Origin of the sequence: Paraburkholderia domus, from assembly GCF_905220705.1 — a bacterium.
Classification (GTDB): Bacteria; Pseudomonadota; Gammaproteobacteria; order Burkholderiales; family Burkholderiaceae; genus Paraburkholderia; species Paraburkholderia domus.
In genome coordinates this window covers 1-16902 of record NZ_CAJNAT010000033.1, presented here as the reverse complement: position 1 = coordinate 16902, position 16902 = coordinate 1, and the positions used below count along the sequence as shown (strand labels likewise).

The 16902-nt window shown below is 59.1% G+C and carries 16 protein-coding genes and 3 pseudogenes; 3 read left to right on the top strand and 16 right to left on the bottom strand.

Annotated features, from left to right (window positions below):
• The first annotated feature begins 117 nt into the window (after positions 1-117).
• Positions 118-495, top strand: coding sequence for a BON domain-containing protein (locus KHO31_RS33245; RefSeq protein WP_201074232.1), 378 nt, complete (start codon positions 118-120; stop codon positions 493-495).
• 411 nt (positions 496-906) lie between these two features.
• Here the strand turns inward: KHO31_RS33245 and KHO31_RS33240 are convergent, their stop codons facing one another.
• Complete coding sequence (locus tag KHO31_RS33240) at positions 907-1116, bottom strand: hypothetical protein (protein ID WP_201074231.1); 210 nt, start codon at positions 1114-1116, stop codon at positions 907-909.
• Complete coding sequence (locus KHO31_RS33235; RefSeq protein WP_321207304.1) at positions 1109-1387, bottom strand: hypothetical protein; 279 nt, start codon at positions 1385-1387, stop codon at positions 1109-1111. Before KHO31_RS33235 ends, KHO31_RS33240 begins: the two co-directional genes overlap by 8 nt.
• 365 nt (positions 1388-1752) lie before the next feature.
• Between KHO31_RS33235 and KHO31_RS33230 the strand changes: the two genes are divergently transcribed.
• Positions 1753-2061, top strand: a complete 309-nt coding sequence (locus tag KHO31_RS33230; RefSeq protein ID WP_201074229.1) for a hypothetical protein — start codon at positions 1753-1755, stop codon at positions 2059-2061.
• Between the two features lie 31 nt (positions 2062-2092).
• On the opposite strand, the gene KHO31_RS33225 is transcribed toward KHO31_RS33230, so the two are convergent.
• The 3 genes and pseudogenes from KHO31_RS33225 to KHO31_RS33215 all read right to left on the bottom strand — a co-directional run bounded on the left by KHO31_RS33225 (position 2093) and on the right by KHO31_RS33215 (position 5168).
• Positions 2093-2965, bottom strand: coding sequence for a type 2 periplasmic-binding domain-containing protein (locus tag KHO31_RS33225; protein ID WP_201074228.1), 873 nt, complete (start codon positions 2963-2965; stop codon positions 2093-2095).
• 248 nt (positions 2966-3213) lie between these two features.
• Positions 3214-4104, bottom strand: a pseudogene (locus tag KHO31_RS33220) (LysR family transcriptional regulator); the annotation flags it as partial.
• A gap of 281 nt (positions 4105-4385) precedes the next feature.
• A complete protein-coding gene (locus tag KHO31_RS33215; RefSeq protein ID WP_201074226.1) occupies positions 4386-5168 on the bottom strand; it encodes an ABC transporter substrate-binding protein in 783 nt (260 codons plus the stop codon).
• Positions 5169-5620: 452 nt separating this feature from the next.
• On the opposite strand from KHO31_RS33215, the gene KHO31_RS33210 reads away from it, so the two are divergent.
• Positions 5621-6769 (top strand): porin, encoded by a 1149-nt coding sequence (locus KHO31_RS33210; protein ID WP_201074225.1) that lies wholly within the window; start codon positions 5621-5623, stop codon positions 6767-6769.
• Positions 6770-6859: 90 nt separating this feature from the next.
• Here KHO31_RS33210 and speB read toward each other — a convergent pair whose 3' ends face one another.
• The 11 genes and pseudogenes from speB to KHO31_RS33155 all read right to left on the bottom strand — a co-directional run.
• Positions 6860-7786 carry an agmatinase gene (speB, locus tag KHO31_RS33205; RefSeq protein ID WP_201074339.1) on the bottom strand — a complete coding sequence of 309 codons (927 nt, stop codon included), beginning with the start codon at positions 7784-7786 and terminating at the stop codon, positions 6860-6862.
• A gap of 150 nt (positions 7787-7936) precedes the next feature.
• The gene (locus tag KHO31_RS33200; RefSeq protein WP_201074224.1) at positions 7937-8812 is read right to left on the bottom strand and encodes a LysR substrate-binding domain-containing protein; all 876 of its coding nucleotides are present in this window, start codon (positions 8810-8812) and stop codon (positions 7937-7939) included.
• Between the two features lie 277 nt (positions 8813-9089).
• The gene (locus KHO31_RS33195) at positions 9090-10625 is read right to left on the bottom strand and encodes a methyl-accepting chemotaxis protein (RefSeq protein ID WP_201107787.1); all 1536 of its coding nucleotides are present in this window, start codon (positions 10623-10625) and stop codon (positions 9090-9092) included.
• Positions 10626-10713: 88 nt separating this feature from the next.
• Positions 10714-11439: an amino acid ABC transporter ATP-binding protein gene (locus KHO31_RS33190; protein WP_211625248.1), complete on the bottom strand. Its 726-nt coding sequence runs from the start codon at positions 11437-11439 to the stop codon at positions 10714-10716.
• Positions 11440-11517: 78 nt separating this feature from the next.
• Complete coding sequence (locus tag KHO31_RS33185; RefSeq protein ID WP_211625246.1) at positions 11518-12174, bottom strand: amino acid ABC transporter permease; 657 nt, start codon at positions 12172-12174, stop codon at positions 11518-11520.
• A gap of 5 nt (positions 12175-12179) precedes the next feature.
• Positions 12180-12839: pseudogene (locus tag KHO31_RS33180) on the bottom strand (amino acid ABC transporter permease); the annotation flags it as partial.
• 7 nt (positions 12840-12846) lie between these two features.
• Positions 12847-13668 carry a transporter substrate-binding domain-containing protein gene (locus tag KHO31_RS33175; RefSeq protein ID WP_201074216.1) on the bottom strand — a complete coding sequence of 274 codons (822 nt, stop codon included), beginning with the start codon at positions 13666-13668 and terminating at the stop codon, positions 12847-12849.
• A gap of 34 nt (positions 13669-13702) precedes the next feature.
• Positions 13703-14776, bottom strand: coding sequence for an ABC transporter ATP-binding protein (locus tag KHO31_RS33170; protein WP_211625244.1), 1074 nt, complete (start codon positions 14774-14776; stop codon positions 13703-13705).
• A 57-nt stretch (positions 14777-14833) separates the two neighbouring features.
• Positions 14834-15703: an ABC transporter permease gene (locus KHO31_RS33165; RefSeq protein ID WP_201074213.1), complete on the bottom strand. Its 870-nt coding sequence runs from the start codon at positions 15701-15703 to the stop codon at positions 14834-14836.
• Positions 15700-16626: an ABC transporter permease gene (locus tag KHO31_RS33160; RefSeq protein ID WP_201074211.1), complete on the bottom strand. Its 927-nt coding sequence runs from the start codon at positions 16624-16626 to the stop codon at positions 15700-15702. The genes KHO31_RS33165 and KHO31_RS33160 overlap by 4 nt, the downstream gene beginning before the upstream one ends.
• A pseudogene (locus KHO31_RS33155) lies at positions 16623-16902 on the bottom strand (ABC transporter substrate-binding protein); the annotation flags it as partial. The gene KHO31_RS33160 and the pseudogene KHO31_RS33155, both read right to left, overlap by 4 nt.

Below are 16902 nucleotides of genomic sequence, written 5' to 3'. Positions count from 1 at the left end.
ACCATGAACCAGACGATCATCTATGAGTCCCTGTTGCGCTGTTCGTGTCAACAACGGCAGCGATGATCGGCATCCGCCTCACCTTCTGATTCCACAATCGATAATGGGGAGTATTCAATGAAGAGCATTCAGGCATTCAGGCTGGCTGTTGGAGTCCTAATCGTCGCAACGTCCATGACCGCATGGTCACAGACCGATCAGACGGCCAGTACGCCTAGCACATCTACGATGACGGCGTCGGGCTCAGCGGCATCGGCCACAGGAAGAAAGGCGAATCGTGCTCTGCGTCGGCAGGTCTATAACACCATTGCGAAGCACAAGGAGATCAGTGCAGGTAATATCAGCGTCGCCGCGAAAGACGGCGCGGTGACACTGAATGGGACGGTCACAGACGCTTCCCAGGTAGACAAGGTGGCGGACATTGCAAGGAGCGTTCCCGGAGTGACTTCGGTCACCAACAAGTTGAGCGTGCAAAAACCCTTTGGCGGCATGTAAGCCGCCGTAGTCGGAACGGGAGTGCGGCGGGGGAAGATTCAAAAGTCAGTCCTCACCGACACATATCATGTCGAGTTCCGCGCTGGCGGCCTCGCGCTGCTGCTCAGGTTTTTCCTTGCCGCCCAGCCTTCCTTGAGACTCGCCAGCATGCTGACGAGCTCCGCCCTCATCAGCTGTTGAACGAAGCAGGTATAAAGGCTGGGAGACGGCGCATGGAGGGGTATCGTTTCCCTAACTACCGCGAAATTTGATCGATTTCTGGTTTAAATACCCGTGCGAGCACCGAAATTTAACTACCACCTACCGTTCAGTTTCTTATTTAAACTTGTTCGCGTTGTGCTTTATTCGACAGGTGACGAATCACCCATAACCAGATGGCCCAAAACTGCGCCGCGTAGTGAATGTCCGAAATCAGTGCGCGGTGCCAAAAAATGCTTCCGCGCCTTCGGCCGGCGTGAGTCCCACTCTGAAATAGCCCTCCAGCCGTTCAGCCGTCACGTCGTTCAGGACGAATGGCGGGCGGACGAAGCCGACCGAAACGGCATGGTCGTACCATGCCAACATCCATGCACGCAGACCTGAATCGTCCTGCGAAGGTCCATCCGATACGTTTTCAGCCATGCGCCGTCTCCTTCGCCATTATCTGGCCGGTTTGCGGCAACACGGCGGAGCTCATCGAAGGACGAGCGTCTCCCGGCGGAAACACATGCCAGACTCCATCGCCGTGGCGAAAGAGAAACAGGGCGAGCGAACCACCCGGCCGTTGCACTTCGAGGCACACACGGCGAGTCCGGCCAGATCGTGACCGATGTATCGACAGCACGCGGATCGACTGGCCGCTTTGCGTGCCAAGCAGCTTCCCAACCAGTCCACGCAACGATTTTTCGGCCACGATTTTCTGCGCTCCACGATGCAAGTGAAGTCATCGTAAGGCGCCCTCCGCGGCGGTTCCGTCGGGAGCCACGGATAGTTCATTAAGGGAAGGCTGATTCGTACGTCAGGATTACCCTAACCCGACCTCCGCGCCGACCGATACAACTTCAGTTATTTGGCGGCGAAGCCTTGTCTGAGCGCGCAGCGGGTCAGTTCAGACTGCCGTTAAGCCGAGCCAACAGAGAAAATACAAGCAGCGCCTAGGGATTTCCTTACATGAAGTTCAGCATCGACCAGCCTTCTTTTCTAGATGTCCTGACAGCGCCGCGATAACTGTCCACATAGGATGAACACACTTAAATCGTCCGGTTTCTGAGCGTCGCCATGGTTCCGTATCTGTCTGAGCGAGAAAATGCGGTTGAACATATCAACGCGATGTGCATGCACCTGTTCGATCTGTGGTGCGAAAGCAGAAGTGTTGTGCCGCTGGCTCATTTGTTAAAAGGCTGGCCGCTGACGAACAGTGATCCCGAGGCCATCCGGCGCCTCGGCAACGCGCTGCGCGATCTCAGACGACATCATGTGCTTGACCCTAACGGCGCGTCATTTCACGAACTCTGCGAGTTATCGGATTGCGTCGAGGACCTGCTTATCCTGTCGTCCATGGCAACGTGGACGATGAACAACGGGTAGCCCGATCCGGGCTTATCTGTCCGTCGCAGCGTCAACTCATCCAGTAGTCGCGCGGAATTCTGCGGTCCGCTTCCGAGAGGTAGGGATTTTCCAGGTGGAAGGTCTTCCGGGAAGCGGGTTTTGTACGAACCAGAGCATCCTGAATGTACGGATGGGAGTTGAACAGTCTCAGGTAAGTACCGTCGCGATACGCCTGCACGAGCCCCTTCTCAATCGTATCTGCCAGGACTTCCTGGCCCGTCGCGACATAAAAAATAAAATCGGAACGATACTTCAGCATCAGACGGTTCTCGACCACCAGATCAGGCTCACGGTGCTGGCGCCCATCGAGTTCGGCGAACGCTTCGACGACACCTCGCGGAAAATAGTCGACCCGTCCGCTCTGGGTCATCTTGAACATCGTCTCGTAGGTCGAGGTCTGCACATCCAGACCCGCAGCTTTCAGGATATCGGCGTCGATCCATCCTAGCCCCTGACCACAGGTGAACGCCTTCAGATCGGAAAAGCGCTCGATCTTGTCGAAATCCCGCTGCCGGTCCTTTCTTATGACGAACACCCGGTATCCAATCAGCCCGCGGTGTATTGGAATCCGGACCACGTTCAGGCCGCGTTCGGCCGCAGCTTCCATGCTCGTCCAGTGCAGATTGATCGTATTGTGGCCGTGTGCGAGCTCGGCGAGCGCACGGCCGCGTTCCATGACGATTTCGGCCTGCCGCACCGTATAGGCGGCATTCGCCGTTTTCATCGCCAGATCGAGGACAGCGAGCGCGAACGCAGCATGCACATCACCGCCCGGACGAATGCGCGGATAGACGATATCGAAGGGTTCTGCAGGCACAGCGCGCGCGCCGAGTGTCACACCTGCGGCACCCAGCGCAGCCAATACAAAGCGCCTGCGATGCATAAATGGATGGTTTCCTGACACGGAATGGTGCGCCCGGATCGGCGCATGTTTGCACAGGCTCCCATCTGAACGATTTTCCATCGTGCCATGCGTTACGCTTACTGGCAAACCGTGTTTTCCCGCTGGCGCAGCGCACGGCTGGTTGCGCTCTGGGGTTCAACGCGACGTCAACGCTGAACAGGGTTTGCCGGCCGGCAAACTGATTCATCGTCGCGATGCGCACGAGCGCTACCATGCCCTAAGTCCATGTGCGCCTGCTTCAGATCCTCGACAAATGCGTCGACAATCGGACGCTGTCTGATCTGCTTTTGCGTGACCATCAAAAACGTCACTTCGTAGCCAAGTTGCTGCGGATTGAGCGCGGCAAGCAAGCCTTGCGCAACATAAGGCGCGGCAAAGTGTTCGGGGAGGTAACCTAGGTGACAGCCCGACAGCACCAGCAATGAAACGGCCTCCATGTTGTCCGCCTGCGCAGTAACGCGGCCAGATGTTGCGGGCAATTGCGCCTCCGGCAACGGATAGCTACGCCAGGCCCAGTCGAAATTCGCGACCTCCGCCGGCTCCAGCTTACCGGCACGTCCAAAAAGCGAATGGCCGCGCCCGCAATAGGCAAGCTGGCGCTCGTTGAAAAGCGGCGTGTAGTCTAGCGTCGGTACACGACGCCCAAAATAGCCGATCGCAATTTCAATCGCACCGCTTAGTAAATGCTCTTCAATCTCACCTGGCGGTTTGACCGACATCGAAAAGTGCACCGCTTCGTCGCGCTGTCGAAAGAGCGCAATCGCGTCACTGATCCGTGCATTCTGGCTAATTGACATGTGTCCGATCAGGCCGATTTTCAGCATGCCCGACAGTGCCTTATCCATGTTCCTCGCTACCGCAGTGAACTCGTCGACGGTCGTGAGGAAGGTTTTGCACAGCGCGTGGAAGCGCTCGCCCTGGTCAGTGAGCTTGAAGCCGCTCCGGCCACGCTCACACAGTCGATAGCCAAGACGCGTCTCAAGCGTGGACAACAGCGTGCTAATGGTCGGCTGGGTGATGTTGAGCTTCGCTTGCGCGATGGTCACGCCGCCCGCGTCGGCAACCGCAACAAAAACGCGAACGAGCCGCAGATCGAGATCAAATAACGCCCGCAGCACGGCTCTTCCCCTTTCGCAGCATTCTATTCAGAGACGTCAAACCAAGCATTCAATCTCAACCGTTAAATCTTGCTATCGAGGCGCCGGTCACGCCTCGCTCTGGAACTCTGCCTTCAACGATCCTGCCCGCAGCGCATGTGCTGCGACCTCGCACGGCGCCGCCAACGCGCATGCATTCTTCTTCCGCGCAGACGTGCGGGTCGCAGGTCCGCGGTGTTTCGTTGGCTAAGCGGCATCCAGTCATTCGTCACGGTCGCATCCATCTTCAAGCCGCCGGCTGATTACTTCGCCGACACGTCGACAGTGCCGAAGTACTTCTGCGCCAGTCTCTTCACGGTACCGTCGTCCTGAACTTTCGCGATCGCCGCATTCAACTCGTTGAGAAGCGCCGCGTCTCCCTTGCGGACACCAAACGCGATACCACTACCCAGGATCTTGTCGTCACGCACTGGTGCACCGACAAACGCGAACCCATTGCCTTCCTGACGCGACAGAAATCCAGTCTGCCCTGCTGGTGCGAGCACGAGCGTCGCATCGAGCCGCCCCGCAACGAGGTCCGCGTAGATCTGGTTCTGATCCTGATACGACACGACGTTCACGTCCGCACCTTCCCAATGCGCCTTCGCGTAGGTTTCCTGAATCGATGCCTGCAGGACGCCGACGCGTTTCCCCTTCAGCGATTCGGGTGTCGACTCCAGGCCGCTGCTGCTCTTCGCGATCAATCGTGTCGGCACGCGATAAATCACCGACGTGAAATCGATTGCCTGGCGGCGCTTCTCGGTAGCATTCATTGCCGAATTGATCGCATCGAACTTGCGGCCCTGAAGAGCGGGAATCAAGCCATCAAACGAAGTCTCGACCCAATTGCACGTCAGATGTGCGGTTGCGCAGACAGCATTGCCGATGTCGATATCGAGACCTTGTAACTTACCGTTCGGCCCCTTGGATTCGAACGGCGGATATTGCGCTTCGAGGCCGAAGCGCAACGCCCCCGCATCAGTGGCCATCGCAGACATAGACGCGAACGCGCAGGCGAATACCAGCAAGTTTTTCAGCTGCTTCATGGATGATCTCCTTTACTTTGTGTTTGGCTACGTGACGCGGATGCCGAGCATGTACGGTGACTCCACCGGGCGCGTCACATCTATCAGGATCTACGCCCTGCTTCCGCAAAACGCTTTCATGCGGTTCGTCGATTAAACGTCAACTCTCCCCGCGTCACCATCGAAAAATTTTCATGCGCAGCATGCGCCGGCATCATGACTTTGGTTCGTCTACGAAGACACTCGAAATCCCCCTTAAATTCAGAGAGCAGACTCGTTTCATGTCCGGGTGCCTCGCGCCCCATCACGCAAACTATCTGTTGTGGGCGTATTCATTTAGCAACGCACTGCAACTTTCGCGTCTTCGCCAATAGACGCCATGCGGTCGGTGTGCCAGCATCACGTCCGTTGCATTTTTCGGAATGTAACCCTACAAATATGATACGAATTACTAATTAATGCAGGAGATCTTAATGAAGAAGCAAGTCATCGCGTTGGCGGTGTCCGCCGCATTCGCAGCACCCGTCCTGGCGCAAAACACCGTCACGCTGTATGGACTCGTTGACGAGGGTTTCGACTATACGAACAACGTCGGTGGGAAATCGCTCTCCGAACTGCAAAGCGGCTATGCGCAGGGTAGTCGCTGGGGCCTCAAGGGCTCGGAAGATCTGGGCGGCGGTCTGAAGGCAATCTTCCAGCTGGAAAACGGTTTTAACGTCAACAACGGCAAACTTGGCCAGGGTGGCCTCATGTTCGGCCGCCAGGCCTATGTTGGTTTGACCAACGACAAGTACGGTACGGTCACGGTGGGCCGCCAGTATGACTCGCTGGTCGACTACCTCGCGCAAACAACCGCCAACGGCAACTGGGCCGGCTATCTGTTCTCGCATCCGTATGACAACGACAACACAGATAACTCGTTCCGTGTGAACAACACAGTCAAATACGCTAGCCCGAGTTTCGCCGGATTCCAGGCAGGGGGTACGTATAGTTTCAGCAACGACACGAACTTCGCGAATAACCGCCAATACAGCATCGGCGGCCAATATGCGAACGGCAGCCTGCTTGTCGCTGCAGCTTACTTGCAGGCTAATAATCCTTCGTCGAGCGCGAGTGGCGCAATCAATAACGGTGGAGACGAGAACTTCCTGGCCAAGCGCTTGCGCGTTTTCGGCGGTGGCATCAACTATACGTTCGGGTCGGCGACTGCGGGTTTCGTGTACACGAACACCGACATCACCTCGCCCCTCTCAACGACTTACATCTCGGGGTCGATCCTTCCAGCTACCGGCACACTCAACGCGCTCAAGTTCCAGAACTTCGAAATCAACGGCAAGTATCAGATCACGCCGGCGTTCTTTGTTGGTGCGCAATATGTGTACACGTTGGAGAGCTACGATGCGTCGTCGGGTAGCGCCAAGCCGAAGATCCACTCGGTTGGTCTGATGGCAGACTACAACATCTCGAAGCGCACAGACTTCTATGTTCAGGGTGCTTACCAGAAGGTCGCTGGCGACCAGACTGGCACCGCATTGGATCACGCGTATGTGCCGGGTGCAGCGGATGCTTCGTCGACGGCGAACCAGTTGGTGTTTCGCCTGGCAATTCGTCACAAGTTTTAACTGCCACACTGCATCACGCGACGCGATAAGCGTCGCGTGATGGTATGCAAGCGCCGTTCGAGTTCTGCTTCGAGGCCTCGCGCGGCGGGCTTAACGGCGCTTAACCTGCGGTAGAACGCAGAGCATCTCGTATGCGAGATTCGCGCCAAGCAAAGCGGTGGTGCCAAACGGGTCGTACGGCGGCGCAACTTCGACCAGGTCAGCGCCCACGAGATTCAGGCCCCAACAACCACGAATAATCTCGAGAGCTTGCGGCACAGTGAGACCGGCAATTTCCGGCGTGCCAGTGCCGGGCGCATAGGCGGGGTCGATACCGTCGATATCGAAAGTCAGGTAAGCCGGACCGTCGCCGATTTTTTCCCGCACTTCCTTCATCAGTGGTTCGAGAGAACGGTTCCAGCACTCCTCAGCCTGCACGACCCGGAAGCCCTGGTCACGGCACCAGTCGAAATCTTCCGCCTCGTAGCCGGTGCCACGCAGGCCAATCTGCACGACACGCTCACAGTCCAGCAAGCCCTCTTCAGCCGCCCGGCGGAACGGCGTGCCATGCGCAATCTTTTCGCCCATCATCGTGTCGTTGACATCCGCGTGCGCGTCGACGTGAATCAGACCAACCTTGCCGTGCTTGCGGTGGATCGCCCGCAGGATCGGCAGCGTGATCGTGTGGTCGCCGCCGAGCGTGATCGGCTTGGTGCCGTGCTGCAGAATCTCGTCATACGCCACTTCGATGCGCTTGATCGAATCGAGAAGATTGTAGGGATTGATCGCAACATCGCCGATATCGGCGACCTGCAGCGAATCAAATGGCGCGGCGCGCGTTGCCATGTTGTAAGGCCGCAGCAGCACCGATTCGTTGCGAATCTGGCGCGGCCCGAACCGCGCACCGGTGCGATTCGACGTCCCCAGATCAAATGGCACGCCGACGAAACATGCGTCGAGCCCTTCGGCCGACGCAACATTCGGCAGACGCATCATAGTTGCGATGCCGCCACAGCGCGGCATCTCATTGCCGCCCATTGGTTGAAAGTATTCCGACACGATTGATTTCTCCACTTGAATTGTTCCGGCCGTCCCATCCGCTACGACTCTGATCGTATTTATACGTACTTCAAAGGAAAGTGAAATAACGATTTCGGGATGTTCACGTCAGCACTTATCGATGCAATTTCATTCGTCGCGATGTTCCGCGATCCACTCGCTAAAGAGCTTTACCTTATGCTGGTCCGCAAGGCACTCGGGGTACACCAGGTAATAACGCGAGCCTGTCCCTATCACGGTATCGAACGGCATCGTCAGACGCTTCGCCGCAATGTCTTCACCGACCAGAGTCAGGTCGCTGATCGCAACGCCAAAGCCCTGCATAGCGGCATTGGTCGCCATATCGAGGGTGTCGAAGCTCGCGCCGAGGTTGGCGTCGATTGCCTGCGCGCCGACACGGTCGAGCCATAGCTTCCAGTCACGATGATCGCGAGTCGGATGCAGCAGCGTGTGCTCGATCAAGTCGGCCGCGCTGGCGAGCGGTTTGTTTTTCAGAAGATCGGGCGCGCATACGGGAGTCAGCCGCTCTTCAAAGAGCGGCACCGCACGCACGTTGGCGCCGGGCGACGAGCCATAAATGATCGCCGCATCGAACGGCTCGGACTCGAAATTGACGTCGTGCTGCCATGTCGTCGTGATTTGCACCTGGACGCCTGGGTGGCCGCCTTGAAAGCGCATGATCTTCGGCAACATCCAGCGCATGACGCAGGTCGGCACCTTCAGTGCGAGATCCGTGCGCTGACGGGTGAGGCGCAGCGAGATCTCTTCGATTCGCGCGAAGCTTTCCTTCACCGCCGGCAGCAGCAGTTCACCTTCTGCAGTCAGCGTGAGCCCCTTCGCGTGCCGCTTAAAGAGCGGGAACTTGTAATATTCCTCAAGTGTGAGGATCTGCCGACTGACCGCGCCTTGCGTCAGACACAGATGCTCCGCCGCGCGCGTGAAGCTGCGGTGCCGCGCGACGGTCTCGAAGACCTGCAGCGCGTTCAAGGGTGGAAGTCGTCGCATGGTGTTCCAGAAACGAAATTTGGAATCAGCCGTCGCGCACCGCCGGCCGCTCAGGCGGACGTAACGCGTGCAGGCTATCAAGATACGCCGGTAAATGGGATTACGCGATGCGGACTTGCCCGCAAGCCATGCAATCCAATTCCGCCCGGCAGTTGAAATGGTGTGATGGGTCCGCAGCGCTGATGCGCACCCACCTGCGCCGGAAGTACAAGAACGTAGAACCCGTCCATACAGGCCACCAGATCTTCGTAAATTCGGGTAACGGCTTCAGTGAATGCTAAGCGTCAATACGGAACACAGCGACCGCGCCTTGCAACTTGAGCGCTTGATCCTGCAGCGATTGCGCCGCAGCTGCGGCCTGCTCTACGAGCGCAGCATTTTGTTGCGTCGCTTCGTCCATCTGCACGACGGCGCGGGAAGCCTGATCTATCCCCATACTCTGTTCCATCGACGCCGCGCCGATCTCGGCCATGATGTCGGTGACGCGCTGCACTGCCCCGATAATGTCGTTCATCGTTTGGCCCGCCTGATCGGCTAGTTGCGAGCCGCGTTGCACGCGCTGAACCGAGTCGCCGATCAACTCCCTGATTTCCTTCGCCGCGGACGACGATCGTTGTGCAAGGCCGCGCACCTCACTTGCCACCACCGCGAACCCGCGCCCTTGCTCGCCCGCGCGAGCCGCCTCCACGGCAGCGTTCAGCGCGAGAATATTGGTTTGAAACGCAATACTTTCGATGATGTCAATGATGTCGACGATCTTCGTCGAGCTATGGCTTATCTCGGCCATCGTCTCGACGACCCGGCTCACCACTTCGTTGCCTCTGTACGCGATCTCAGACGCTTTCGACACCAGCCCACTGGCCTGATTCGCATTGTCGGCATTCTGTCTGACCGTGCCGCTCAGCTCGTCCATGCCGGCCGCGGTCTCTTCAAGCGAGGCCGCCTGCTGCTCGGTACGGGACGACAGATCGATGTTGCCAGCCGCGATTTGCCGTGTCGCCGCCGCGATTGACTCGCTGCCGGCGCGCACGGTTTTCACCGTCTCGACGAGACCGCGTTGCATCTTTGCGAGTCCATTCAGCAAGCGCCCCATTTCATCCCGCGACGACACCACGACCAGCTTGCGCAGGTCACCGGCAGCGATGTCGCTGAAGTGGCCGAGCGCAATGTCGAGTGGCCGTCCGATCGCCCGATCCAATGCAAACCAGGCGTAGCAGGCGGCTACGAGTCCCAGCGTGATCGCTACCAGACTAACGAGGCGGGATGTCCTGAACATCTTCTGTGCGGCGTCGTTGCGTTGTTTCGCTGCCTCGTCCTGGAATCGCTTCAGCGCATCGCCGCTCGCGCCCATCGCCGCGGCAACCGCCGAGACTGCGGTCTCGCTCTCGCCTATCCTGCCGTAATCGCTGCTCCGGACCGCCACCTCGAGCGCGTCCAACGCATGTTGCATGTCACCTCGTCTGGCGGCGAGACTCTGCGCAAGACGATTCTCTTCCGCATCACGCGGCATATCGAGATATTTTTTCCACCATTCGTCAGACAGCGCCCTCATGGAATGTGAGGTATTCAGGAAAGAGGCCACTTGCGGCGTACCGACAACCATTGCCGCTCGATCGAGTGCCGTGCGTGAGCGCGACGAGTACAGGTCCGCGTTGGCAATGGCTATTGCACCCGGCAACTGAACGGCGTAAGTCTGGCTATTTGCGCTGATTGCCTGATCCATGCCCACCTGCCCAAGCGCTCCCACGAGCAACAGAAGCCCGCCCAGAAACAGCATGGCAACACCAAGGCGCGCCCTAATCGTCAAGTTCATTTTTCTGTGCCCGTGTGCTTGCGGCCTGGCTGTTAAACGCTTTCCCGCCCGCGGCGCCCCGGTTGCGCGACGCTGTGACAAAGCCTGACTAGTGCAGGATCTTCGCCAGAAAATCCTTGGCCCGAGCGGACTTCGGATTGGCGAAGAAGTCTTCCTTGCGGTCGTCTTCCACAATCAGCCCTTTGTCCATGAAGATCACACGGTGCGCGACCTTCTTTGCGAAACCCATTTCGTGCGTGACGCACATCATCGTCATGCCTTCCTGCGCGAGTTCGACCATCACGTCGAGCACCTCGTTGATCATCTCGGGGTCGAGCGCCGAGGTCGGCTCGTCAAATAGCATCGCGATCGGGTCCATCGAGAGAGCACGTGCAATCGCCACACGTTGTTGCTGACCGCCGGACAATTGCGCGGGAAACTTGTCCGCATGCGCACGCAGGCCGACTCGATCAAGCAGTTTCAGCGCCTTCCCGGCCGCCTCATCCTTCGAACGACCCAGCACCTTGACCTGGGCAAGCGTCAGGTTCTGGGTGATCGACAGATGCGGGAACAACTCGAAATGCTGGAACACCATGCCGACTTTCGCGCGCAACTTCGACAGATTGGTCTTCTTGTCACCGACTGACTGGCCGTTGATCGAAATCTGCCCGTTCTGGAACGGTTCCAGGCCATTCACCGTCTTGATGAGCGTCGACTTGCCCGAACCCGACGGGCCGCACACCACGACCACCTCACCTTTCTTTACTTCGGTCGTGCAGTTGGTCAACACCTGAAACTGCCCGTACCACTTCGAAACTTCATTGATGGAAATCATTTCTACACCTGTCAACGTTATGCCACCGCATCCACTGCTCTATTGAGCGCTGTGTGTCGGTCGCGTCTGATGGCCACATCAGCGGGGCCGCGCGACCTGATACCTGTTTTCGAGCAAGCGGGCGTACCGGGTCAGTGGAAAACACATCGCGAAGTACAGCACCGCAACCATTCCATAAATCGGAAACGGACGAAACGCTGTATTGGTGATCATCGACCCCGTCTTCGTCAATTCGACAAAGCCAATAATCGACGTCAACGAAGTGCTCTTAACGACTTGCACCAGAAACCCGACGGTCGGCGCCACTGCGATCTGCAGCGCCTGGGGCCAAATGATGTATCGCAGCTGCTGGCCATATGTCATGCCGAGACTGGCGCCCGCACCCCACTGGCCTCGCGGCACGGCATCGACGCAACCTCGCCAGATGTCGACAAGATAAGCGCTCGTATAGAGCGTTAGCGTCACTGCTGCGGCGCTCCACGGAGACACATCGACGCCGAGCAAAGGCAGGCCGAAGAAACCAAGAAACAGTTGCAGCACCAGCGGTGTACCCTGGAAGAGTTCGACATACCACGCAACACCGTGCTGAAGCGCAGTGCTTTTCGATACGCGCATCGCCAGCAGCACCATGCCAACGGCCCCACCGCCGACAAAGGCGATAAAGGAAAGCAGGACAGTCCAGCGCGCGCCGATAATCAGATTGCGCGCAATGTCCCATAGAGTGAAATCGCTCATCGCTTACGCCCCGCAAAGAGACCGGAGCCAAGCTGGTTCAACATGCGTCGCAACACGATTGCCAGGCCCAGATAGATCGCCGTGATCACCAGATAGATTTCAAACGACCGGAAGTTGCGCGACTGGATGAAGTTGGCCGCGTAAGTGAGATCCGGCACCGAGATTTGCGATACGACGGCGGATCCGAGCATGACGATCATGACTTGCCCGAGTAACGCGGGGAACACGTTCGCGAGCGCCTGCGGCAGCACGATATAGCGAAACACCTGCCGCCCAGGCAAGCCAAGCGCGACCGCCGCCTGGACCTGCCCGCGCGGAATCGAGTCGATCCCCGCACGGACTATTTCAATCGCGTACGCGCCCAGGTTGACGGTCATGGCGAGCACCGCTGCCTGCATTTCGTCGATATGAATACCGAGCCCTGGCAATCCGAAGAACACGAAGAATAGCTGCACCAGAAACGGCGTGTTCCGGATCAACTCGACATAGGCCCCGACGAGCGCACGCGCCCAACGAGGGCCAGCCGCACCGACGGCAGCACCGGCAACGCCAACTACGCCGCCGAGCACCGTCGAGACTGCCGTGAGTCCCAGCGTTACCGCGACACCTCGCACAAGGACTTCTGTGTAAGTGTGCAGATCACTGAAATTGAATGCATAACTCATTACGTACTCACAGGTTCGCCGGCAACGAGGTCTTCAGCCACTTCTGCGAGATTGCGTTCAGCGAGCCGTCCTTCTTTGCGTGATCAATCGTCGCGTCAACCTTTTGCATCAGTCGCACTTCGTTTTTATTCAGGCCAACGTGGTCGGGCGAGCTGAACAATTCGAATTTCTGCTCGGGTTCAATGGCCGGGTGGCGCGCGAGAATAGTCGCGCCGACGTCGTTGCCCACCACCATCAGCTGCACCTGACCAGAAAGAAACGCCGAGATTGCGCCGTTCGGATCGTCGAATCGTTTGATCGTCGCGCTCGCCGGCGCAACCTTTGAGATGCTCAGGTCTTCAAGCGTGCCGCGCGCAACCGAGATGGTCTTGCCTGCAAGGTCTGCCGCGCTCTTGACGGGCAGATTCTTCGGACCGAACACGGCCAGGTAATACGGCGCGTAGGGCTGCGAGAAATCGATCACTTTCGCGCGCTCCGGCGTTTGGCCGACGGATAGCAGCATGTCTGCCTTGTGATCGGCGAGGTACGCCATGCGGTTGTCGCCCGTCACCTGAACGAGTTCCACCTTCGCGTTCAGCCCCTTGCCGATCAGGTCGGCCATTTCGATGTCGTAGCCAACCGGCTTCATATCAGGACCGATCGAGCCGAACGGCGGATAGTCTTCGAAAACGCCAATTCGAACGACACCCGATTTGGCGATCGAATCGAGCGCATCGGCATGCGCAACAGGCGCCAGCATCGTCAGCACAGCGCCGCAGGTGACCGACAGCGTAAAGACCGTGTTGCCGAAAAGGCGATTCGCGACGCTGGAAAGGGATAAAGCATTCATGGTGTGCTCCTCTATGGATAGTTTTGTGTTGAATTCAATGTATCTGGCGCGCGGCAACCAGCTTGCACGCGTGAGCCGGCAATTCCGCAAGTACGGGCATGCCGAGAGCAAGACCCGGTGTCTCCCGGGACGTCGTTGCGACTGTCAGTGAGAAACCGGAACAGTCGATGGTCGCTTCGAGCGAAGCGCCCACGTCGCGGATGAAAGTCACGGTGCCGCTCAGCCGATTCGGGCCGGCTTCAGCCGACGCGGTCTTGACGCAAACGTCTTCAGGACGGATCAGCAGACGGACGTCCGAGGTGGCGTCCGCTTTCCGCTCCGATTGGGTGACGACGATCTGCTGGCCACCAGGCAAGCTCACACCGCCGCGCCCATCGTGGGTGACCGGCAGGATGTTGCCCAGGCCGATAAAGTCCGCGACGAACTCGCTGACTGGATCGCGGTAGATATCGAGCGGCTTGCCCACCTGCGCAATACGGCCCTTTTCCATGACGACGATTTCGTCGGCCATCGTCATTGCTTCGCGCTGGTCGTGCGTGACCATGATTGTGGTGATGCCCAGGCGTTGTTGCAGCAGACGGATCTCGACCTGCATCGCTTCGCGCAGCTTGGCGTCGAGCGCGGAGAGCGGTTCGTCGAGCAAAAGCAGTTTCGGCGATGAAGCAATCGCGCGTGCAATCGCCACGCGCTGACGCTGGCCGCCGGATAGCTGGGTGACCTGCCGGTTTGCCATATGCGGCAACTGGATCAACTCAAGCAGTTCCGTGACGCGGCGGCTTTGCGCCGCCTTGTCCGTTTTGCGCAATCGCAGCGGATACGCGACGTTCTGCGCAACCGTCATATGCGGAAACAGCGCAAGCGACTGAAACACCATGCCGAAGTCGCGCTGGTTGGCCGGCAGATGCGTGATGTCGCGGCCGGCAAAATTGATGCTGCCGGAGCTTGGCGTTTCGAGTCCCGCGATCATGCGCAGCAAAGTGGTCTTGCCGCAGCCCGACGGGCCGAGGAAGCAAACCAGTTTGCCGTCCGGCACGCTCAGGTCGACGTGGTCGACGGCATACGCGGCATTAAAGCGCTTGGTCACGGCCTGCAATGTCAAATGAGTCATGAAGATTTCCTGCTTGAACCAGTATCGCCACGGAATCGAAGCGCAATCAAAACGGAATCAGAGAGCAACGCCTTCATCGCCGATCAACTTCTCGAGCAGCCAGATCAGTGCGAAGTCGATCGCGACGATAAATACCGCGAACGAAAACACAGTCGGATCGAGCGACGAGACGGTGCGGCTATACAGCCACACTGGCAGCGTCATCGTGTTGATGCCGTAGAGAAAGAACGTCACCGTGAATTCGTTGAACGAGATGATGAAGGCGAACAACATGCCGGCGAGGATGCCCGGACGCATCAACGGCAACACGACGTCAAAGAGCGCTCGGCGCGGGCTTGCGCCCATCACGCAGGCGGCTTCCTCGAACTCCGGGCCAATCGCGGCCACCGAAGCCGCGCAGTTCTTCACCGTGAACGGCAGCGCGAGAATCACATGCGCGATGATCAGGCGAAACACGCCCAGCTCGACAGGCAGGACGTTAAACACCAGTAGCAGCGACAGCCCGAGCATCACCAGCGGATAGACGAGCGGCAGCGCAACCAGTTGTTCGACCGCCGACTTGCCGCGAAAGCGATAACGGCTCAATGCATACGCGGCCGGCACGGAGACGAGTGTGGCGATGATCATCGTCGAGACGGCGACGATCAGGCTGGTACTGAGCGCGCTGCCCATCGACAACGCATCGCTCGCCTCGGGTGAGACGAAGTTGTGCCACGCCGCGCGATACCACTGCAGGCTGTAGCCGGACGGTGGAAATTCGAGCGTGTCCGAGGCACTGAACGACATCGTGATCATCGTCAGGATCGGCATCGCGGCGAGGAACAGGACGATCGCGGCGAGCAACGCGGCGGGCTTGCCAAGCTGGCCCGGCATCGTGGTGGGCAAACGTGGCGAGCGCAACCTGAGGGAAGCGGCGGGCGTGCTCATGCGGAAGTCTCCTCGAGATGTTGCGTGCGACGCACGAGGCGCTGCGAGATTGTCATCACGGTCAGCGTCGCGACCATGAGCACGACGCCGGATGCCGACGCGGCGGGCCAGTTCAGAAGCGGCGCGACCTGGTCGTGCACCAGCACGGCGAGCATCGGCACACGGCGTCCGCCAAGCAGCAGCGGCACGGCGAATGCGCTGGCGTTGTAGGCGAACACCAGCAGTGCGCCCGACACCAGACCGGGCATCGCGAGCGGTAACAGGACGTGGCGCAGGGTTTGCCAGCGAGTCGCACCCAGCGTCGCCGCGGCTTCTTCGTACGAGCGTGACACGGCGCGCATCGCGCTCGACAGCGGCAGCACGGCCAGCGGAAACGCAGTCTGGATCAAGCCGAGCAACACGCCGTGCTCGCGATACAGCCACAGCACCGGCCGGTCGATCAGCCGGGCTGCGAGCAGTGCGTGATTGAGCAACCCGGCCGGACCCAGAATCACCAGCCAGCCATAGCCTTGCAACAGCAGATTGACGAGGAGCGGCAACAGCACGCCGGCCAACAGCAGCCGCCGCGCGAGGCGCGACTCGGTGCGCGCCATCGCGAGCGCGACCGGGATCGCCAGCAGCACCGCGTAGACCATGCTCTGAAACGCGAGCTTGAGCGTGATCCAAAGCGACTTCATGAAGTAGCTGTCGGCCAGATCCGCGTAGTTCTGCAAGGTGAAGCCGTGCCACTCGTTGCCGGTGGTGCCGAAACTCATCCGCAACACCACGAGCGCAGCCGCCGCGAGCACAGCAAGAAACACGAGGATCGGCGTCAGCAGCAACCACGGCCGCGCGTTTGCCAACGCGGCGCCGGGCGCGGCGGATGCCGGCTCGTCCGGCGCACCGGAAGCGCGCCGCGAGGAGAGCGCGGGCATCGTGGTCATGCTGCGAAGATCTCGGTGTAGCGCTTGATCCACGCAGCTTGAACCGCGGCGAGGGACTTGTCGTCGTGCAGGACAGCCTTTTCGGCGATCTGCTTCGGACTCGGCACGAACGCGCGGCTCTCGGCGGGAATCACCGCCTTCGAATTGACCGGGCCGTTCAGCACGTCGGCAGCCATGCGGCCTTGCACGCCGGCATCAAGCGAATGGTTAATGAAGGCGTGGATCAGATCGCTGTCAGCGGGATGCGACTTCGGGATCACCGTGAACATGAGCTGT

Excerpts from the sequence above, each read along its gene's own strand:
- KHO31_RS33200 (WP_201074224.1), bottom strand. The coding sequence starts at position 8,812 with ATGCGACGACTTCCACCCTTGAACGCGCTGCAGGTCTTCGAGACCGTC.
- KHO31_RS33165 (WP_201074213.1), bottom strand. The coding sequence starts at position 15,703 with ATGAGCACGCCCGCCGCTTCCCTCAGGTTGCGCTCGCCACGTTTGCCC.
- KHO31_RS33170 (WP_211625244.1), bottom strand. The coding sequence starts at position 14,776 with ATGACTCATTTGACATTGCAGGCCGTGACCAAGCGCTTTAATGCCGCG.
- KHO31_RS33185 (WP_211625246.1), bottom strand. The coding sequence starts at position 12,174 with ATGAGCGATTTCACTCTATGGGACATTGCGCGCAATCTGATTATCGGC.
- KHO31_RS33215 (WP_201074226.1), bottom strand. The coding sequence starts at position 5,168 with ATGAAGCAGCTGAAAAACTTGCTGGTATTCGCCTGCGCGTTCGCGTCT.
- KHO31_RS33175 (WP_201074216.1), bottom strand. The coding sequence starts at position 13,668 with ATGAATGCTTTATCCCTTTCCAGCGTCGCGAATCGCCTTTTCGGCAAC.
- KHO31_RS33210 (WP_201074225.1), top strand. The coding sequence starts at position 5,621 with ATGAAGAAGCAAGTCATCGCGTTGGCGGTGTCCGCCGCATTCGCAGCA.
- KHO31_RS33230 (WP_201074229.1), top strand. The coding sequence starts at position 1,753 with ATGGTTCCGTATCTGTCTGAGCGAGAAAATGCGGTTGAACATATCAAC.
- KHO31_RS33240 (WP_201074231.1), bottom strand. The coding sequence starts at position 1,116 with ATGGCTGAAAACGTATCGGATGGACCTTCGCAGGACGATTCAGGTCTG.
- KHO31_RS33245 (WP_201074232.1), top strand. The coding sequence starts at position 118 with ATGAAGAGCATTCAGGCATTCAGGCTGGCTGTTGGAGTCCTAATCGTC.
- KHO31_RS33190 (WP_211625248.1), bottom strand. The coding sequence starts at position 11,439 with ATGATTTCCATCAATGAAGTTTCGAAGTGGTACGGGCAGTTTCAGGTG.
- KHO31_RS33160 (WP_201074211.1), bottom strand. The coding sequence starts at position 16,626 with ATGACCACGATGCCCGCGCTCTCCTCGCGGCGCGCTTCCGGTGCGCCG.
- KHO31_RS33195 (WP_201107787.1), bottom strand. The coding sequence starts at position 10,625 with ATGAACTTGACGATTAGGGCGCGCCTTGGTGTTGCCATGCTGTTTCTG.
- speB (WP_201074339.1), bottom strand. The coding sequence starts at position 7,786 with ATGGGCGGCAATGAGATGCCGCGCTGTGGCGGCATCGCAACTATGATG.
- KHO31_RS33225 (WP_201074228.1), bottom strand. The coding sequence starts at position 2,965 with ATGCATCGCAGGCGCTTTGTATTGGCTGCGCTGGGTGCCGCAGGTGTG.